Here is a 17,803-nt window from a genome sequence, read left to right as displayed (position 1 = left end):
GCAGGCGCGCACCGCTGGAGGCGGCCATGGCCAGTCAGAGTTTCTCTAGAATGTGAATGTTCACAACCCATTCCGGAGAGACCGACCATGACCACTTCAGATTCTACACCCGCCGGCGCGGTGCTGGTAGCGATCGATATCGCCAAGGTTCGCAATGAAGTTCTGATCGAAGACCCAAGCCACAAACGCCGACGCCGTCTGCAGGTCCTCAACAACCGTGCTGAGCACGACCATCTGGTCGAAGTCCTGCAGACGTACGGTCGCCCCGTGGTCTGTGGCTTCGAGGCGACGGGGAACTATCACCGGCCGATTGCATGGCGCCTGGCTGAGGCTGGTTTCGAGGTTCGACTGGTGTCGTCTCTGGCGCTCGCGCGGACGCGAGAAGCGTTGCACAATAGCTGGGACAAGAACGACCCCAAGGACGCGCAGGTGATCCTGCACATGCTCCGAATACAGGCGACGCAGCGCTACCACGATCCGCTGCGCGCCGGCATCAACGATGTACAGGAACTGTCGAAGACACATGAGGCGATCGCCAGGGCAAAGACCGAGATTCAGCACCGGATCCTGACGCACTACCTGCCGCTGTATTTTCCCGAGATCGATCGCTTCCGAGGAAACAGCCGCAGCGATTGGTTCTTCGCCTTCCTCGATGCCTTTCCGACGCCGGCAAGCATCACGGTGCTGACGAAGGAGGAGTTTGTAACAGCAGCTTGGGATGTCGTCGGCAGAAAGGTCAGCAAGTCACAGATTCTAAAGGATATTTACGAGACGGCGCGCTCATCGATCGGACTGCCGCTGCCGCTTGATGCGCCTGCCATTCGCATGTTCCGGATGGTCATTGACGAAGCACGCAATCTGATCCGGCAGCGTAATGAGATTGAAGCGCAGGCCGACGAGCTGTTGCGGCACAGCCAGGATTATCAACTCCTGCGACAAATCCCGGGCATCGGACCGATCAACGCATTGACCATCATTGCCGAAGCCGGCGATCTTCGCCGTTTCGGTCATCATCGCCAATTCCTAAAGTTCTGCGGACTGGACCTCTCGACACAGCAATCAGGCCAATATCGAGGCCAGACCCGCCTTTCCAAATTCGGCAATGCTCGGCTGCGCCGCACCCTGTGGATCGCCGGACAAGTCGCCATCCGCCAGCGGGAGAACGGCTTCCGTCATAAGTTCGAACGCTACATCGCGAGGGATCGCGACAATCCCGATCTACGCCGCAAGGCAATGACCGCTATTACCGCCAAGATGGCGCGTGTCGTGCACGCCGTCGTCAAAGGTGGTTCCGACTACCGGCCCTTCGTTGAAGGGCGGGTGCCAGGTGGAAGAACCTCTGTCAGCTAGGGCCGTGAGGGCATCGCTTCGATGACCCTGTAGATAATGTTCGGGTCTTCCGCCTGGATCAGAAGCTCGTGTTGAGGACGGTGAGGGCCGCCTGCGTGCGTACCCTGTGTTTGCTATGGACGAGACCTTTTCCCTTGCCGGTGGAAGCCGCCTGGTTCGATGACTTGACCAACGTCACGCAGCAAGAGCATGCTGACGAACAGAGAGACCTTGACTGCACGCTCCATTTCCTTCCGCTCTTAGGACGTTGTCGGTAAGCACTGTGTGGATCTTGTAAGGGACAGCATCAAGAAGATGGCGCAGGAAATCGGCGGAGACCGCTGTCGTTGCCTTCTCGTGCAGCTCGACGAAAGCGAACTTCGAGGTCCGATCTATGGCCACGAACATATGCAGCTTGCCCTGCTCGGTTCGGACCTCGGCGACGTCGATATGGAAGTAGCCGATTGGATAGGCCTTGAACTTCTTCCTTGCCGGCTTGTCGCCCTCGACATCCGGCAACCTGCCTATCCCGTGACGCTGCAGGCAGCGATGCAAGGATGACCGCGACAGATGCGGGATCGTCGGTTGGAGAGCATAGAGGCAATCGTCCAGTGGCAGCAGCGTATAACGCCGAAAGGCGACGATGACCGCCTCTTCCTCAGTCGATAGCACTGTCGACTTCGGATCTCTGGGGCCAGTCGGAAGATCGGCGGCCGACGTCCGGTTCCTCCACTTCCTAACCGTCTTCTGATTGATGCCGTAGCGCTTCGCCAGCGCCCTCAGGCTCTCTTGACTATGCTGTATCGCTCGACGGATCGCCTCTGTCGTCGTGGCGCTCCCATGAAGAACCTGGCCCATAGCGCATCCTTTGATTCGGACGAAAAGTATGCACCATCAAAGCCTGGGATCAAACACCTAGGGCTCATTCAAGTCGACCAATTGCGGTGCCATATATGGAGATCTTTGGCGGTCATCCATAGTCCCAAACACGGATATGTTTCGGAATGCCGCAGTTGACGGCAGAGTAGCTTTGTCAACTTGCCCTGCAAGCTTTTCTGATCGCGGCGCCCATAAATTTGCATGCAAACGCATTGGAAGGTGCGGAATCGGCGTAGGGTCCCAACCAACACGTTCATGGACAACTTTGCCATCGACAGACCACACGATACGGCCTGGCTGCCAGTCGATGGCGTACATATGAATGTCCAATGTGCTGTCGAAACCTAGGTCAATATGGCATGGAGTTCCTCGATACCCGAAGCTCATGTTGGAGCCATCATCGCCTGGGTTGAAATATACGTTGACCAACATTCGGCGAGGATCACCGCCTGCAAGTTCGACGTCTATTTCCTGTCGAGGGTCGCTGCGATGAAGAAAAAATCCTGTAACGAGACCAGATCCGCGCGCTGCCCTTATCCCAGCTTCGAAGCGCCCCTGCTCAAAGGACCGCCTGGATGCAAAGGCACCTGATCGATAAGGACGTAGCCCCGCTTCGGCCACACTGATTGAGATATTGGCTCCGCTATCCTGATAGGTGATGGTTTCGTGCGCGAATGTGGCCAAGTTGCCTGGGAACGTCTCTACTACACTGGGTAACTCGGGCGAAGCAGAGCTCATATCTGCATGGATGATGCGGCTACCGGAGCGCTCATGGCGTCGCGCGCCCTGAGGGCGTAATGGCCAATCAGGATGAGGCGGCAGGACCCATGGCGAATCGTCAATCAAATTGATACTTTTCTTCGGTGCAGGTCCGGACTTGCGTTCTACGTAAGGACGATCATCTCGAAAAACCCTCAAACTTCGAGAGGCGCCAAGCGGGAAGGCCTCAACCGGTTCGGCGAGACCCAAAAAGGTGCAGAGTGGTTCCCAGCGTTCGATGGTTGTGCAATCTAGCGACAGAACTGCGGTCCGGGGCGCAGGAATGTCGTCCAAGTTGATGCCGACCCGTTTCGGGGCGTCAGGTTCGAAAACGAATTTGAGGTCGGCGTTCGCCAACGCGGCCGATAATGCGCGCCGCGAAAGCGGTGGGTCGACAAGAGCGTCAAACTCATCAAATAGGGAAGAAAGCTCCGCTGCATCGATTTGGTTCTCGTGACCGTCGAATACGCGGACACGTAGTCCCAACATCGACAATGCCATGGCAAGGCCGTCCCGCTCGCCAAGTTTTGTCCAAGCCAGTAGCGGCTCGACACGAATCCGATTGGAGGGCATGTCGCCTGAACCTGCGTCGACGATTCCCGCCCGAGCCAGGAACGGTAGGACGGAGTAGGAGTTGTCGGACCCGCTGTCGTGTCTTTGGAGGATTGATGGAGTGGAAAGCGCGAGTGCCTGGAGTTCGTCGAAGCGATAGTTGATCCACATATCCACCGGACCGATGACTGGCATTGCTTTCAGTAGTGCAACTGCTCCTTCTTTTGACAAAACATAGCCCGATAGGAACCAAAGCCCGCGCACCGGCCTGAACAGGGCGTCGCAAACATCAGCACGTTCCGCTGTTCCGCCAGCATCAGAGTAGGAGAGATATAGGAGACGTGGTCCACCTTCGATCCGGCAGCGCTGCAGTGCAGCCTGCCAACCGCTATCCACGGCCGCCGCAGCTCCCCGGCGAAACCAGATGTCATCTTCAAGTACCAACACGAACTTGTGGGGGCCCTTTGCGATGCTCTTCCAGACCTCTATGTGCGACCGCGCGACCGCAGTTTCCTGACGGGTCATCATCACTGGTTCATTGGCGCTAAAACACTCTGCCAGCCTCTTGTCCGGCTGGACATATAGTTGGTCTCCTATGCGATAATTGGGATCGACATCCGCCGTCGCTGCAATCGCACGGCCATCGCGGGCGTCGATAGCAGCGAACCTGTTGACTATCGAGGTAAGTGGGGATCCATCGGCCATTCGGAAGCGGCGAAGTTCGCGGATAACTCGGCGCCACCGTCGGGGTTGCCGGGTGAGATTCACGACCAGAATTGCCCCGATCTGGTCGTCCCGAGTACCGAATGCAACCATTCGACCACCCGGCAGGACGCACGCTGCAGCACGTGCAGCTCGGAAGATGAAGTTATGTAGGAAACAAGACGCTTTGCTAAGGTTCATCGCAAGGCCCAAAGAAATTCAAAACCCTGACCCGTCGACGTTGCGCCAATTCCTCGCGTCGCCACGGTAGGAAAGGTCCCATTTGGTTTCCGCGATTTCCTCCCAATCGCGTAGCAATTCGAAATCGAAAGGATAGCCAGCGATAGTCAAAGCATTTGCGTGTGCAGCCAGGACCAGGGTCAGGTTACCAGGGCCTGTCGTTCCTTGAATTTCTGGGAGCGGATCATCACTCAGCAGTTTTCTAGTGGCGCGAGCAAGTGCCTGAACCAGGACGGGGTGCCGCGCCGGAGCTGCGATCGGATCGTTGTTGACATAGAATACTCGCCCCTGTGTAGGCAGATCAGCCCCCCAAATTTGAGAAGCTGGCACCATCCTGCTGGTCGCCAAGTCGTAGCAGAGCGGCTGTATCTTCAATTTGCCGTCATCGAATATGCGTCGCCAACCATCACCCAGCAGCACGTCATCGGCATCCACGTACATGCCCCCCTCTGCGAGCACGAAGCACATCCGAAGATAGTCGCTGCGCATCGCCGGGTGCCGACAACGAGCGAATGCTGCGATTTCCCTGGGCCCGTACCAGTCTGCGATATATTCCGCGGCGGAGGCATCATCAAAAAGCCGAAAGAAGAATCCTTCATCGCCAAGTCGTTTCCAGCTGTCGAGACAGGCCCGAACGTCGTCGGGGAGATCGCTATGGTCGTGCCAGTACTGGATAAGCGTTTTCGGGATTGACGAGGAATTGGAAGTGGCGACGATTGCTCCTTGCGTTGATCGATCCATCTGCCGCAGAGTGATCTGGCGGATGCAGGTTGATCGAAGTGTCTCATCGTTCTCAAAGCCCGGTGGGTAACTCTGCATTTGTCTCATCTCACACGGGCTTCCTGTCCGAACTCCTGAGATACCCTTGATAATGTTCAGATGACTTGAGAATGTAAGATTTCCCTTCAAGCACAAACCCGTCAAGACCATGGTCTGTAACGTATGCGTTCAGATCGATGATGTTGTTGATGAATCCCTTTCCATTGAAATTCAAAGATGTGTTGCACAACACCCCAAAGCCTGTCCTTTCTTTGAAGGCGGCCAGAAGGTCATGAAGACGGGCGTTTGAGACGGGTGTTACTGTTTGAATGCGGGCCGTCCCGTTCACATGCGTTACTGCTGCCAGTGCATCAGTCGTCGTGCGATACGTGAACAACATATAGGGGCTATCGTGGTCACAGCCGAACCAAGCTTCGGCATCATCTCTCAAGCAAACGGGTGCTATTGGGCGGAACTGCTCTCGTTGCTTGATTTCGTTCAATCGCACCCTGGTGTCGTCTCGAAATGGAGCAGCCAAGATTGATCTATTGCCAAGCGCACGTGGGCCGATCTCGTACCTGCCGTTGACCCATCCTAGAATTAGGCCGCCGGCTAGGAGATCGGCAATCTTCGTATAATCGATATTGTAGACGTCGTACTTGCTCGCATCGAAACGCCCCCGTTCTTGGAAGGCCAAGCCTGAGTACAAATCCCAACCTATCTTCGGATTGCCCGTGAAGTGCAGCTGAGCGTCGATCGCGGTGCCTATGGCGGAACCGGAATCGTTCGCGACAGGCGGGACAAAAACCTCCTCGAACAGTCCCGTTTCCACCCATTTCGAATTCCAGTCGCAGTTAAGGCCACAGCCGCCTGCAATGACTAGGGGCAGGCCCCTCTTCATGTTCGCTCGCGCGAACTTGTGAAAAACGTCGAAGATGGCATCGCTGTATATGCCAGCGAAGTTGCGAAACTCTGGATCGTCGAGTCCTGAGTTTAGATGCGGGGCATTGTCGATGTTTTCGTAATCGCTTAGCTTCCTGTATTGGCCATCGAGCAGAAACCTGAGCAATTTCTTCTCCTCGATCGTGGGCTGGTTGCGCGTCGAGAACGACGCAAGAGCCATAAGTTTCCCAGCATCCGTGGCGCGAGGATAAGGCCCATCTTTCGGGAAAGTCGGGTCTGCTAGGCCGTAGAGCATTCCATATCGATTGCCCGGTTGTTTCAGGACGTCGCCGAGTGGCGTAATGTGGAACTCTGCATCCACTTCGTAGAACGCCCCGATATCTCCTTCCCAAACCAGTGCATAAAATGGGGTGCCTTTGGGGATGCGGGACATGCCGAATGCGCAAAGAATATGGGAGCGCTCATGGGTTGACGAAAAATAGTCGACTTTACCTTTGAAGAAGCGGCCCTTCTGGATGATCGACTGATCGGTCGAAATACCCCGGTATCCAGAATTCCTTAGTGATCCGAATAGATACTCATGGTGATCATAGGGCCACCAGCCTCCCATGCAGATGACGTCCGGCAATTCTCCGATCTCTCCGATAGAATCCAAGACGTGGGAGATGGACAACTGAGAATTTCGGTAGTGCGAGTCTTTCTCCGACTCGATCGAGAACATCAGGCGCGCGTCCTTTAGGTAGACAACTGCGCCATCGTGACCTGGATTGTAGGATAGTATATTCAAGAACCAAGCCCTCACAGGTGCTAATAGCTGTTTGTGCGAATCGCCTCGCAAAGAAAACTATCTTGCACGATTTCCAACAGGGCCGCAGATTATTTCAATCTCGCCATCTGAACCGCTTGCAGCAGCTTAGCGGCACGAATTCGTTACAACTGCCGCTTTGAGCGGAGCAACAAAAGAGTGAAAAAGCGCGAGTAGAACGTGGATGTTGAATCTATACCTCTAACGCCTAGTTGCGAAGCCATTGCCAGATCCACCGCATCTCTTGTTCGCGGGCATTGATGTATGGCCAATATTAGTCGATTCGGTCAGAAATGAATTGCTCCGAACCTCATGATCCCACAAGTTCCGAACGCGCTATATGTCTTCCAAAGTCGCGCAAGGCAATTTGCCCGCCGATGTTTGAACCAATGGGCGATCTGCCTCAGGCAAACAGTTGATCCGAGCCTATTGCCCATCACACAAGGTTCTTGGTAACGCCGTCGCCGCCTTCAACCCGACCGAGCGACGCACGGGAAAGACGATCATCCGCGTTCGTCCGTGAGCGACACGCGCCTATCGGTGCGCGTGGCCGGCCGGCGCTATTCGGATCGGCTGCCGCAGGCGATCGACGCGAGGGGCGCCAAGGGCTGTATCTGCCTCTATGTTCCCTTCACGATTCTCGGTTTGGCCGGTCGGCGGGATTGAGCCGCGCTCTCAAGGGCCAAGGCCAGCTGCTTCTCGTCTTGGATGGCGCGATCGACTGCCTTAATTTCCTCTTGGAGCGCCTTCAGCTCGGCTCCGTAGCTGGAGCCGTCACTGTCCCCGATCTGAAAGCCGCTTGCCCGCATTGCGCCAAAAGCCGCCATTCCGCTGTCGGCCTAAATGCCGCCGCGCGGCAATGCGCCCAATCTCTGCTTCAGACCCGCACTATTGTGTCTCGAAAGCGGCGATTTACCCTAGGGTAAATCGTGACGGGCAATGGTGGGAAGCGGACTGGCGGCTTTCGAAGTGCGCCCTACGAAGTCAGATGTCCACTCAATGGCCAGATCATGGATTTATTACACGTATCCAATATAATGGCGCAAGCTCCGCAGCCGGAGCGGCGCCGCAGAGCCCGCCAGCACTCGTTTCGGCTTCCGCGGGCCTTGGTGCCTCTCGCCGGCCTGGATTAGCAGCTCGTCTGAGCTCAAGCACGGAACTCTCCAGCGCCTCCTTATCCAGATCAACCCTAATCAACTATGATGTTACGGTGGTTGGGGAGGATCCAAGTGCGAAGCCGCTGGACCATTCTTACTGTTTTGTTTGTCGCTCGTGCCGCCTTCGCCTTTCAATTTGGGAGCGTAGGGCCCGTCGCGCCGCAGCTCAGCCGAAGTCTCGGTGTGAGTTTGGCCGATGTCGGTATCCTTATCGGCATCTATTTTGCGCCGGGCGTCCTGCTTGCCTTGCCCGGCGGGACGATCGGCCGCCGCTATGGTGACAAGACGACGGTCCTCGCCGGGCTGCTGATGATGCTGGCAGGCGAATTAATGATGACCTCGTCGGCGTCATGGAGCATGCAGATCGCAGGCCGACTGATTGCCGGCACTGGTGGCATACTCTTGAGCGTTCAGATGACCAAGATGGTCGCCGACTGGTTTACTGGCCGGGAAATAGCCACAGCGATGGCCATCTTCGTCAACTCGTGGCCGGCTGGCATCGCAATCGCGCTCATGCTGTTGCCAGCGATCGGAGAGAGGTTCGGGCTCCATGCCGTCAACCTTGCTGTCGCAGGCCTGATTCTGATCGGATTCGGCTTCATCGCCTTTATCTATCGTTCGCCGGCCACCCCAGTTTCTCCGGAAGGCGAGCGCGGCAGTCTGACCGCAAAAGCGATCTATGCCGTGATTGTAGCCGGCTCGATCTGGTGTCTCTATAATATCGGTCTTGCAATGATCTTCAGTTTCGGACCATCGATGCTCGTCGAGCGAGGCTGGTCCAGCACGACAGCTGGATCGACGATTAGCATCGTGCTCTGGCTCGCTGTGCTCTCGGTTCCTTTCGGGGGCTTCCTCGCCGACCAGACCAAACGCGGCGACGCCGTGGTCGTCACAGGCTGTATCGCCTTCGCGCTGCTGACGCTGCTCCTGTCGCGAAGCGACGCGGTGCTTCCCATCGTCGTTGCCCTTGGGATCGTCTGCGGCCTGCCCGCCGGCGCGATCATCAGCCTGTCTGCGCTTGTGCTCGAGCGGAAGACGCGGTCGATCGGAATGGGAATATTCTACACGGTTTTCTATGCCGGGAGCCCGGTTGGACCGGCGATCGGTGGAAAGCTCTCGACGTGGCTGGGCGGCGCGAGCGCCGCGCTCGACTTCGGCGCCGCCGTGCTCCTGGTTTGCCCGGTCATTCTGTGGCTCTTCCGCCGTATTGTTGCTGGTGAGATTCGGCCGGCCGTTTCAGCGACATAAACGCGCGAGCAGGGCTTAGCGATGTGACGCTGGACAGCGGCGAACGGCGGTTTCCGACGATTGCTCGAGCCGCGATTGGTTTGCGCTGTGGCGCGGGATGCTCGATCAGACCCTGGAACACCAGAGCAAGTAAATAAGATGGAAAATGTTCGGACAAGCGATGTCGGCGCTTCACCAATGACCGGGATTGCAACTCGTTTGGCTCGTCCCGGCTTGAGCGGAACGACCGCATTGCGCGGTTTGCTCCCAATAGCTGACAGTTCGCTGCCGGCCCCATGAGCGGCAGTGTCCTGCGACGTTCTTCTCTCTCGGCCAATCACGGCCGAGGAGAATGACATGGGCCATTCTCAATTTGACGATGCCAGCCGCCAGCACGCAGCCTGGAATGCTGGGAAGAAGGTCGGCACCAAGCGTCCTTTCACCCAGAAGCAGATTTGGGCTATTCGCTTTTTCCTCGATCGCGAGAGGCGCGTTCGGGACCGTGCGCTATTCGATCTGGCAATCGATAGCAAGCTTCGCGGCTGTGACCTGGCCAAGGTCAGGATTCGCGATGTCGTCGCCGGACCGGAGATAAGGACCCGCGCGATCGTTGTTCAGCAAAAGACGGGGCGGCCGGTTCAGTTCGAGATCACTAACGACGTGAGAGCCAGCCTTCTGGTTTGGCTCCAACGACGTGGAGGCTCGGTCGAGGATTTCCCGAGCCGCGTCGATCATGCACGCCACATGAGCACAAGGCAGTACGCGCGCCTGGTCGACGAATGGGTGACCGCGATCGGTCTGCGTTCGGAGGAGTATGGAACGCACTCGCTCCGACGTATCGCGTAACTAACACGCCAGCCCGAAGCTGCCTGGCGGATCGCCAGTTCTGCCGTTTGGCAAAACCGAAGGAATGGCCGGTCCCCACCCAGTAACTACTGTGTTGCGAACGGTAAGAATGGGTCGGTTGCTGCCGCTGTGCCAATCGCGGGCGAAATGGGGTGGATTGCGAAACGGCGGCTTTCGGGCAGGATGCGACCCGAAGTAGAACTTCAAGAATATGAAGTCATCAGGCCTGGAGTATCGTGATGGATTTTGAAGCGGGCGTTGTTTTGGTTGTCGGTGCTGGGTTCGCGAAGAATGCAGGCTTGCCATTAGCCAGCGAGTTTACCGAGCGCCTCTTGGATTTAGATGGTCTGAAGGATAACGGACCTAGCGCCGCGCAGGCGGCGTTCCTCCGGGAATTCGTGGATAAAACCTTCAACGATGGTTCCACTACCCCTGATGACAAGTGGCCGGAACTTGAGGACATTTTTACTCTGGTCGACCAGTCTGCCAACTCCGGGCATCACCTCGGGCCCCTTTACTCTGCGGCAGATCTTCGCGTGGTTCGGCGGGCGATGATTGTCCGTATCGTCCGAATGCTCCAGCAGGCTTACAATAAGCAATTGAAGCGCCGTGGCGCGGATTCGAAGCTGCTCAACGCTCTGTTTGATGGCCTCAAATTGGATAACACGGCCGTCTTGAGTATGAATTGGGATATGGTCTTCGAAAGAGGCATCGAGTTGCGGCAAGAGGTACGCAACGTCGAGTACGGCTGCAATGCCACGCCGACGCGCCTCGAAGATGACGTTGTGCGCAGAAGACGCTCGGCAGATTTGGGGACAAGGACGCTCCACCTTCTGAAGCCACATGGATCGATAAATTGGCTTTACTGCGACGCGTGCCGCGAATTGTTCTGGGTGCCGTCAACTGACACGGAGCGTGTGGCGCAGACCCTGTTTCAAGAGAGAGACTGGCGCGCCGTATTTGGGCCATCGCATAAGGGCTCGTTGCCCAAGTCAATAAAGCCTCACTGTCCGCATTGTGGTTCACAGTCACTCGGCACGAGGATAGCAACTTTCAGCTATCGCAAAGCGCTAGATTTCGCAATGCACGCTGCAACTTGGCGGACCGCGGAAGCACATCTGAAAACTGCGATTCACTGGGTATTCTTCGGATACTCCATGCCGCCAGCAGACTTCGAGTTCAAATACCTACTCAAACGCGTTCAACTGACCGAGGGTATCCCACCCGATATTACCGTCATAACGGGCGGCAGCACGAAAGCGGCGGAAGAAACTATACGCCGCTATAAGCAGTTTTTCGGCGATGGACCAGGCGACCGACACTACTTTCGTGAAGGGTTGACAGACGAGGTCGTCCGCCACCTTAGAAGCATCGAAGCTCTAAATCCGGTGAAGCGCGCACGCCGTTCACGCACGAGGTCGTCGTCCCGGCCTTAGTAAAAATCGCGGGCGCTTGCGTAACCGATCCAACAGCAGCTATCGGGATGTTCAGCCCCAATCGTAAACGGCTGAAATTGGGTCGACTGTAGAACGGCTGCTTTCTGCGTAACCGTCGCGAAGACCTGACAGTCCGGTCCCGGCCCCAACAACGTCGTTCCAGTTCTCGACCAGCGCGCGGTCTTGGTACCGTGTCGAAAGGTTTGATCGCACATGCCGAAAATGTTTGCATGGCGCAATAAGTTTATATCGGCTCGTATATGGGAACTGCCGATATGGGAGCCTATATAGCGGTGAATTGATATATAAACGTATATTGACACCCGTCATATACGGTCCTATATCGGGCTAGCTCATGCAGAATCGTATAGGCCATGAAGATCAGAACAGCTCGCGACATTGGTATCCTGATCAAGGAGGCCCGCACCCGGCGCGGCCTGTCCCAGGCTGCCTTGGCCAAGGTGATCAACACCACGCAGACGTGGGTGTCGTGGATCGAGAACGGCAAGCCCAGCGCCGAGATCGGCAACGTGCTGCTGGCGCTGACCACGCTTGGTGTGGAACTGGACTTTCAGATCCCGACGGCGCCGACGGCGGCTGCTGATCATCATCATAATGCCGATGAACGGCATGTCGACGATGATGACGACGAGATTCCCTACAAGCTCTAGGTGACGATGATCATGGTGAACCCCATCGACACCCTCGACGTCCATATCGCTGGCAGACCGGTTGGGTGGCTCCACCACCTGCAGGGCGGCAAGCTTTCGTTCTCCTATCACGAGGCATGGATGGAGGGCCGGGTGGCGATCCCGCTCTCCCTGTCCATGCCGACGATCACCAGGACCTACGAGGGCAAAGTCGTCGAGGCATTCCTCTGGGGTCTGCTGCCGGATAATGAGCAGACCCTCGCCAGATGGGCGCAGAGGTTCCAGGTCTCCGCGCGAAACCCGTTTGCCCTGCTCAAGAATGTCGGCCGCGACTGCGCCGGCGCCGTCCAGTTCCTTCCTCGTGGCGACCAGGTTTCCCGCGGCGAGAACGTGGAGTTGCTCACCGAGGCGCAGATCGGCGACCGCCTGCGCGACCTGCGCAAGGATGGTGCAGCGACCCGGCGAATCGGCGATCCTGGTCAGTTCAGTCTCGCTGGTGCGCAGGCAAAGACGGCGTTCCATTTCGACAAGGGCAGCAATCGCTGGGGGATCCCTCTAGGCGACACGCCCACCACACACATCTTCAAGCCGCCTTTGCCGCACTTGCACGGGCATACCGAGAACGAGCATTTCTGCCTGCAGCTTGCATCCAAGCTCGGCATGGACGCTGCACATAGCCAGGTTCTCGACTTCGCAGGCGAAAAGGCGATCGTTATCGAGCGCTACGACCGCCGCAACATCGACGGCAAGACCATCCGCATCCATCAGGAGGACATGTGCCAGGCCCTGTCGGTGATGCCGACGCTTAAGTACGAGAACCAGGGTGGGCCAGGTATCACAACGATCTCCAGAAAGGTGCTGTCGGCCGCCCTCGACCCCGTCCAAGACCGTCAGATCTTCATGGCCGCGAACGTCTTCAACTGGATCATCGCCGGCACGGACGCGCATGCAAAGAACTACTCGATGCTGCTCGGTGCCCAGGGCGAGGCCCGCCTAGCTCCGCTCTACGACATCTCCTCCATTCTGCCGCACCTCGGGGGAGAGATCCAATCTGAGATGCGCGACCTTAAACTGGCGATGAAGATCGACAGAGTCTATCCCATCGAGGAGATCATGCCGCGCCACTGGGGGCGCTGTGCGTCCTCAGCAAAGGTTGGCAGCGAGTACACGGTGCGGACGATCCGCCATCAGCTCGCGGTGATGCCCGATATGGCATCGGAGTGCGCCCAAGAGCTTCGCCAGGAGGGGATCATCCATGAGATCGTTGGTCGCCTCGTCGACGCGATCGCGACGCGCATCAAGGGCTTGTCCCGGATCTATGGAGAGGAATGTTGTGGAGGTTAAAGTCGGGCAGGGATAGCGGATCCACGGACTAATGCCGGCGAAATGGACGGACCGCACACTGCCCACGGGATTCTCGCTCTAATAGCGCCCCGGCTCCGGGCCGGGTAGATGGCCGGTTTCGGAACCGGCCATCGGCAGCTTCCCGCCGAACACGGTCAACTTTCTCTCCAGGAAATCTGACAATGCGGGCCTACGATTTGGCGTCGAGTTGTGGCGTTTTTCGACGGTCAGTATGATTTCCGGCGGTTGGAGATTTGTATCCGCGTTTGATGAACGGCCGCTGTTGGGTTCAAAGTGGATGGTCGCGTTGGTGTGTGGACAGCAGGCTTGCGGCGTCCCTCGATTGGACCACCCTCAGGTTTTTGCTCTTGAGTTCATCCAGATAATCGGCCCACCACTGCATCATCTTGACGCGCTCGTCCCAATGCTCTGCCCGGGCGTAGGCGCGCCGAACGTCGTTGTTTTCAATGTGGGCCAGCTGCCGCTCTATCGCGTCCGGATGCCACTTGCCGCATTCGTTCAGCAGAGTTGATGCCGTTGCTCGAAAACCATGCGCGGTAGCTTCTTCCTTGCTATATCCCATACGACGCAGTGCGGCGTTGAGCGTATTGTCGGAAATCGGACGCGAAGCCGATCGAACACTAGGAAACAGCAGCAATCCACCACCAGAGATTTCCCTCAGTGAAGTCAGGACGCTGATCGCCTGCTTTGACAGGGGTATGCGGTGCGGACGTCGCATTTTCATGCGTGCTTCAGGGATGGTCCATACCGAGCTTTCAAAATCGAAATCTTCCCATTCAGCGGAGCGAAGCTCGCCGGGGCGGGGAAACATCAGAGCCATCAGCTTCAGACCGGCTCGGGTTGTAGGCTGTCCGTCAAATGCATAGATCGCCCTCAGCAAACCGCCCAAGGCCTTCTGATCGGTAATCGCGGCGCGAGGCGTTACCGTCGGACTGATGAGTGCGCCTCTGAGGGCGAAGGTCGGATCTGTCTCGGCGCGTGCGGTGGCGATTGCGTATCGAAACACGCTGCCGATGGTGGAGCGCAGTCGTCTGGCCGACTCGTATCGACCGCGAACCTCAACGCGACGGAGGGCGGCAAGGATGGTGGCCGTATCGATCTCCCGAATGCACTTATCGCCGATAATCGGATAGGCAAAGTCGAGCAGCCATTTGACCTTGCTGATCGTCCGGTCGGCACGTCCCTCCTTCCTTAGCTTGTCGACATATTCGTCCGCGATTGAGCGAAAGGAGTCCTTAGCCGAATCAGCCTTTTGCAAGCTGCGTTCCTTTCCAGGGTCGACGCCAGCTAGCAGGAGCCTTTTAGCATCATCGCGCGCCTCCCGTGCCTCGGCGAGAGAGATAAGGGGATAGCTGCCCAGCGCGAGCAGTTTCTGCTTGCCCTTAAAGCGGTAGGCGACCCGCCAGAGGCGAGAGCCCGTGGGCTGTACCCATAGCTGCAGCCCGCCCCCGTCAGATAATTTCACGAGCTTGGAAGCAGGGCGGGCATTTCGACATTTCACGTCGGAGAGGGGCATTCGTCAGGTCTCCCTTAGCTGTTTCGATACCATCAGGATGTCGAATACCAACGGAAATACCATCCCCCCGCCTCGTTGGACCAAATGCTCCTGAAGCGCTCCCTGTCCCGCTTAACTGCGCAATGCGACTGCAAAACATCAACAATTCCAGGCGCTTGCAGAAGCTGCAGCGTAGAAGGTTCGGTGAAAGGGAGTGTCGGGAGAAGGGGGGATGGTGCCCAGAGGCGGATTCGAACCACCGACACGCGGATTTTCAGTCCGCTGCTCTACCAACTGAGCTATCTGGGCCTCGCCGGCAAACGAGACATCGCCTGACCGGATTTCAGGAAAGCGCCGTGGGGCACCCCTTGAAAGCGCGTGGGTTATAGCACGGGAATCCGGCCTGTCCAGCGCCTAAGCGCTGATTTTCCGGGGCAATTGTCGCAGACAATACCGACGCCGGCAAAGCAGCAATTGGGTAAGGTCGGCGAAGTGGAATTGCGCGGCCGGCACCGCCCAAACCCTACTTCGGCTCGTCGCTCTCGTCCTCGTCATCCCGCGCGGTGATGACATAGGCGCCCTTAAGCCAGCGGTTGAGGTCGATGTCCTTGCATCGCTTCGAGCAGAACGGATAGGTCTCGCGCGCCGACGGCTTGCCGCATTCGGGGCAGGGACGCTTCGGGCGCAGTGGTGTGACCTTATCGTCCAGGCTCATGGCCGCGCGGTATGCCAGCTGGTGTGTACCTTGAAGCCTTCGCCCGAAAGCAGCGCCACCGTCTCGTAGAGCGGCAGGCCGACAATGTTGGTGTATGAGCCGACCAGCTTGACGACGAACGAACCGGCGAGACCCTGGACGGCGTAGCCGCCGGCCTTGCCGCGCCATTCGCCGGAGGCGACATAGGCGTCGATCTCCTCGCGCGGCAGCCGCTTGAAGCGTACCCTGGATTCAACCAGCCTTTGGCGCAGCTTGCCGCCCGGCGTAATCAGGCAGATGCCGGAATAGACCCGGTGCGAACGGCCCGAAAGCAGTCCAAGGCAATTGGCGGCGTCGTCCAGAGTCTCGGCCTTGGGCAGGATGCGGCGTCCGACCGCGACCACCGTATCGGCGGCCAGCACGAAGCTTGGCGCATAGTCTTCCTCGCTTTTCAGCGAGGCCAGCGCCTTCTCGGCCTTTTCCTTCGACAGCCGCTTGGCCAGCGAGCGCGGATGTTCGGCGCGCAGCGGCGTTTCGTCGACATCGGCCGGCAGCACGCGGTCCGGCTCAATGCCGGCCTGTTGCAACAGTTCGATCCGGCGCGGCGAACCAGAGGCAAGCACGAGCTTCTGCAGGATGCTCATCGCGGTTCGCGCCGGACTGTTACTTGAAACGGTAGGTGATGCGGCCCTTGGTCAGGTCATAGGGCGTCATCTCGACCAGGACCTTGTCGCCGGTCAGCACACGGATGCGGTTCTTGCGCATGCGGCCAGCCGTATGGGCGATGATCTCGTGTTCGTTTTCGAGCTTCACCCGGAACATCGCGTTGGGCAACAATTCCGTCACGACACCCGGAAACTCGAGGACTTCTTCCTTCGGCATTCGATACCTTTGCTTGGATTGCAGTTCCGGCGCCCTGGAGCGCCCAGGCCGGAATTTCGGCGGAACCTATATGATAATCGTGCGCTTGTGAACACGCTTAGATCGCGTCATATGCGACGCGCTCCAAGCTTTCGTTTTATGCATGTCGTTGTCTCAAAACCGGGACCGCTTTTGAGCGACATGCATCAATCCGCCGCGTTTTTTACCTCCGGAAGCAGAAAACGTCGGCTGATGCGCGCTTTCAGCCGTTCTCTCACGTCGCGATAGCTGGCCATGATCTGCTCGCGCCTGCCGCCGACATCGGTCGGATCCGGCATCGGCCAGTATTCGACGTCGACGGCAAGCGAGCGGGTGAGTTCGAGCGCGGCGTGGTGGGCTTCCGGCGCCAGGGTGACGATCAGGTCGAAATAATCGTCCTCGAGATCGTCCATCGAGCGCGGCTGGCGCTCGCCCAGCGTCAGGCCCTCTTCGGCCAGCACCGCGTCGACGAACGGATCGCGCTCGCCCCTGTGCACGCCGGCAGAGGCGACGAAAGTGGCCGGCGGCAGCATGCGCCGCGCCAGCTGCTCGGCCATCGGCGAGCGCACGGCGTTCATGCCGCACAAGAACAGGATCGAGCGGGGCGCCCCAGTCAGGTCTAACCCCGCCAGTGCAGCACGCAGACCAGCGTGAACAGCCGCCGCGCCGTGTCGAAGTCGATGTCGATCTTGCCAGCCAGCCGGTCCATCAACGTCTGCGAGCCTTCATTGTGCAGGCCGCGCCGGCCCATATCGATCGCCTCGATATGGCTCGGCGTCGAGGAGCGGATGGCGTCGTAATAGCTTTCGCAGATCAGGTAGTAGTCCTTGACGATGCGCCTGAGCGGCGTCAGCGACAGGATATGGGTGACGACATCAGCACCATCCTCGCGGGCGACCGCAAACACCAGCCGGGATTCGGCCAGCGAGAGCTTCAGCCGATAAGGCCCGGCGCCGTCATCATTGACCGGCTGAAAGCTGTTTTCTTCGATCAGGTCGAAGATCGCCACCGCGCGCTCATGTTCGACATCGGGCGTCGAACGGCCGATCGACTCGTCGAGCTCGACATCGATCAGCCTTGCGCGGGTTTGATCGCCGTCCGCCAT

13 protein-coding genes, 1 tRNA gene and 3 pseudogenes are annotated in these 17,803 nt (G+C 58.1%); 6 read left to right on the top strand and 11 right to left on the bottom strand.

Annotation, left to right across the window (positions count from 1 at the left end; translation table 11 throughout):
• The first annotated feature begins 87 nt into the window (after positions 1-87).
• Positions 88-1,375 (top strand): annotated as a pseudogene (locus NKL04_RS19090) (IS110 family RNA-guided transposase).
• Positions 1,376-1,596: 221 nt separating this feature from the next.
• Here NKL04_RS19090 and NKL04_RS19085 read toward each other — a convergent pair.
• From NKL04_RS19085 to NKL04_RS19070, 4 genes and pseudogenes are all read right to left on the bottom strand, one after another.
• Positions 1,597-2,187, bottom strand: a pseudogene (locus NKL04_RS19085) (transposase family protein); the annotation flags it as partial.
• Positions 2,188-2,244: 57 nt separating this feature from the next.
• Positions 2,245-4,335, bottom strand: a complete 2,091-nt coding sequence (locus tag NKL04_RS19080) for a family 16 glycosylhydrolase (RefSeq protein WP_198029320.1) — start codon at positions 4,333-4,335, stop codon at positions 2,245-2,247.
• 105 nt (positions 4,336-4,440) lie between these two features.
• Positions 4,441-5,289, bottom strand: a complete 849-nt coding sequence (locus NKL04_RS19075; RefSeq protein WP_352723993.1) for a glycosyltransferase family 32 protein — start codon at positions 5,287-5,289, stop codon at positions 4,441-4,443.
• 1 nt (position 5,290) lies between these two features.
• A complete protein-coding gene (locus NKL04_RS19070; RefSeq protein ID WP_198022638.1) occupies positions 5,291-6,844 on the bottom strand; it encodes a carbamoyltransferase C-terminal domain-containing protein in 1,554 nt (517 codons plus the stop codon).
• A gap of 1,313 nt (positions 6,845-8,157) precedes the next feature.
• Here NKL04_RS19070 and NKL04_RS19065 point away from each other — a divergent pair.
• From NKL04_RS19065 to NKL04_RS19045, 5 genes and pseudogenes are all read left to right on the top strand, one after another.
• The gene (locus NKL04_RS19065) at positions 8,158-9,333 is read left to right on the top strand and encodes an MFS transporter (RefSeq protein WP_023701838.1); all 1,176 of its coding nucleotides are present in this window, start codon (positions 8,158-8,160) and stop codon (positions 9,331-9,333) included.
• A gap of 336 nt (positions 9,334-9,669) precedes the next feature.
• Positions 9,670-10,149: pseudogene (locus NKL04_RS19060) on the top strand (tyrosine-type recombinase/integrase); the annotation flags it as partial.
• Positions 10,150-10,397: 248 nt separating this feature from the next.
• Positions 10,398-11,594 carry a hypothetical protein gene (locus tag NKL04_RS19055; RefSeq protein WP_023701837.1) on the top strand — a complete coding sequence of 399 codons (1,197 nt, stop codon included), beginning with the start codon at positions 10,398-10,400 and terminating at the stop codon, positions 11,592-11,594.
• Between the two features lie 374 nt (positions 11,595-11,968).
• Positions 11,969-12,265, top strand: coding sequence for a helix-turn-helix domain-containing protein (locus NKL04_RS19050; protein ID WP_023701836.1), 297 nt, complete (start codon positions 11,969-11,971; stop codon positions 12,263-12,265).
• A gap of 12 nt (positions 12,266-12,277) precedes the next feature.
• Positions 12,278-13,588 carry a type II toxin-antitoxin system HipA family toxin gene (locus NKL04_RS19045; protein WP_023701835.1) on the top strand — a complete coding sequence of 437 codons (1,311 nt, stop codon included), beginning with the start codon at positions 12,278-12,280 and terminating at the stop codon, positions 13,586-13,588.
• Between the two features lie 289 nt (positions 13,589-13,877).
• Here NKL04_RS19045 and NKL04_RS19040 read toward each other — a convergent pair whose 3' ends face one another.
• The 7 genes from NKL04_RS19040 to NKL04_RS19010 form a co-directional block, all read right to left on the bottom strand.
• Positions 13,878-15,125, bottom strand: coding sequence for a tyrosine-type recombinase/integrase (locus tag NKL04_RS19040; RefSeq protein ID WP_023701834.1), 1,248 nt, complete (start codon positions 15,123-15,125; stop codon positions 13,878-13,880).
• Between the two features lie 212 nt (positions 15,126-15,337).
• Positions 15,338-15,413: transfer RNA gene (locus tag NKL04_RS19035), tRNA-Phe, on the bottom strand.
• A gap of 214 nt (positions 15,414-15,627) precedes the next feature.
• Entirely contained in the window at positions 15,628-15,819 is a 192-nt protein-coding gene (gene yacG, locus NKL04_RS19030) for a DNA gyrase inhibitor YacG (RefSeq protein ID WP_023669280.1), read from the bottom strand.
• Complete coding sequence (locus tag NKL04_RS19025; protein ID WP_023681911.1) at positions 15,816-16,442, bottom strand: Maf-like protein; 627 nt, start codon at positions 16,440-16,442, stop codon at positions 15,816-15,818. Before NKL04_RS19025 ends, yacG begins: the two co-directional genes overlap by 4 nt.
• Positions 16,443-16,461: 19 nt before the next feature.
• Positions 16,462-16,680 (bottom strand): translation initiation factor IF-1, encoded by a 219-nt coding sequence (gene infA, locus NKL04_RS19020; RefSeq protein WP_006200926.1) that lies wholly within the window; start codon positions 16,678-16,680, stop codon positions 16,462-16,464.
• A gap of 185 nt (positions 16,681-16,865) precedes the next feature.
• Positions 16,866-17,330, bottom strand: coding sequence for an arsenate-mycothiol transferase ArsC (locus tag NKL04_RS19015; protein ID WP_081725519.1), 465 nt, complete (start codon positions 17,328-17,330; stop codon positions 16,866-16,868).
• Complete coding sequence (locus NKL04_RS19010; RefSeq protein WP_023669283.1) at positions 17,318-17,803, bottom strand: UPF0262 family protein; 486 nt, start codon at positions 17,801-17,803, stop codon at positions 17,318-17,320. The genes NKL04_RS19015 and NKL04_RS19010 overlap by 13 nt, the downstream gene beginning before the upstream one ends.

The sequence above is a fragment of the Mesorhizobium sp. C264A genome (assembly GCF_040324515.1).
Taxonomy (GTDB): Bacteria; Pseudomonadota; Alphaproteobacteria; order Rhizobiales; family Rhizobiaceae; genus Mesorhizobium.
The sequence above is the reverse complement of the archived record's forward strand: the minus strand, read 5'-3'. Positions and strand labels throughout refer to the sequence as shown.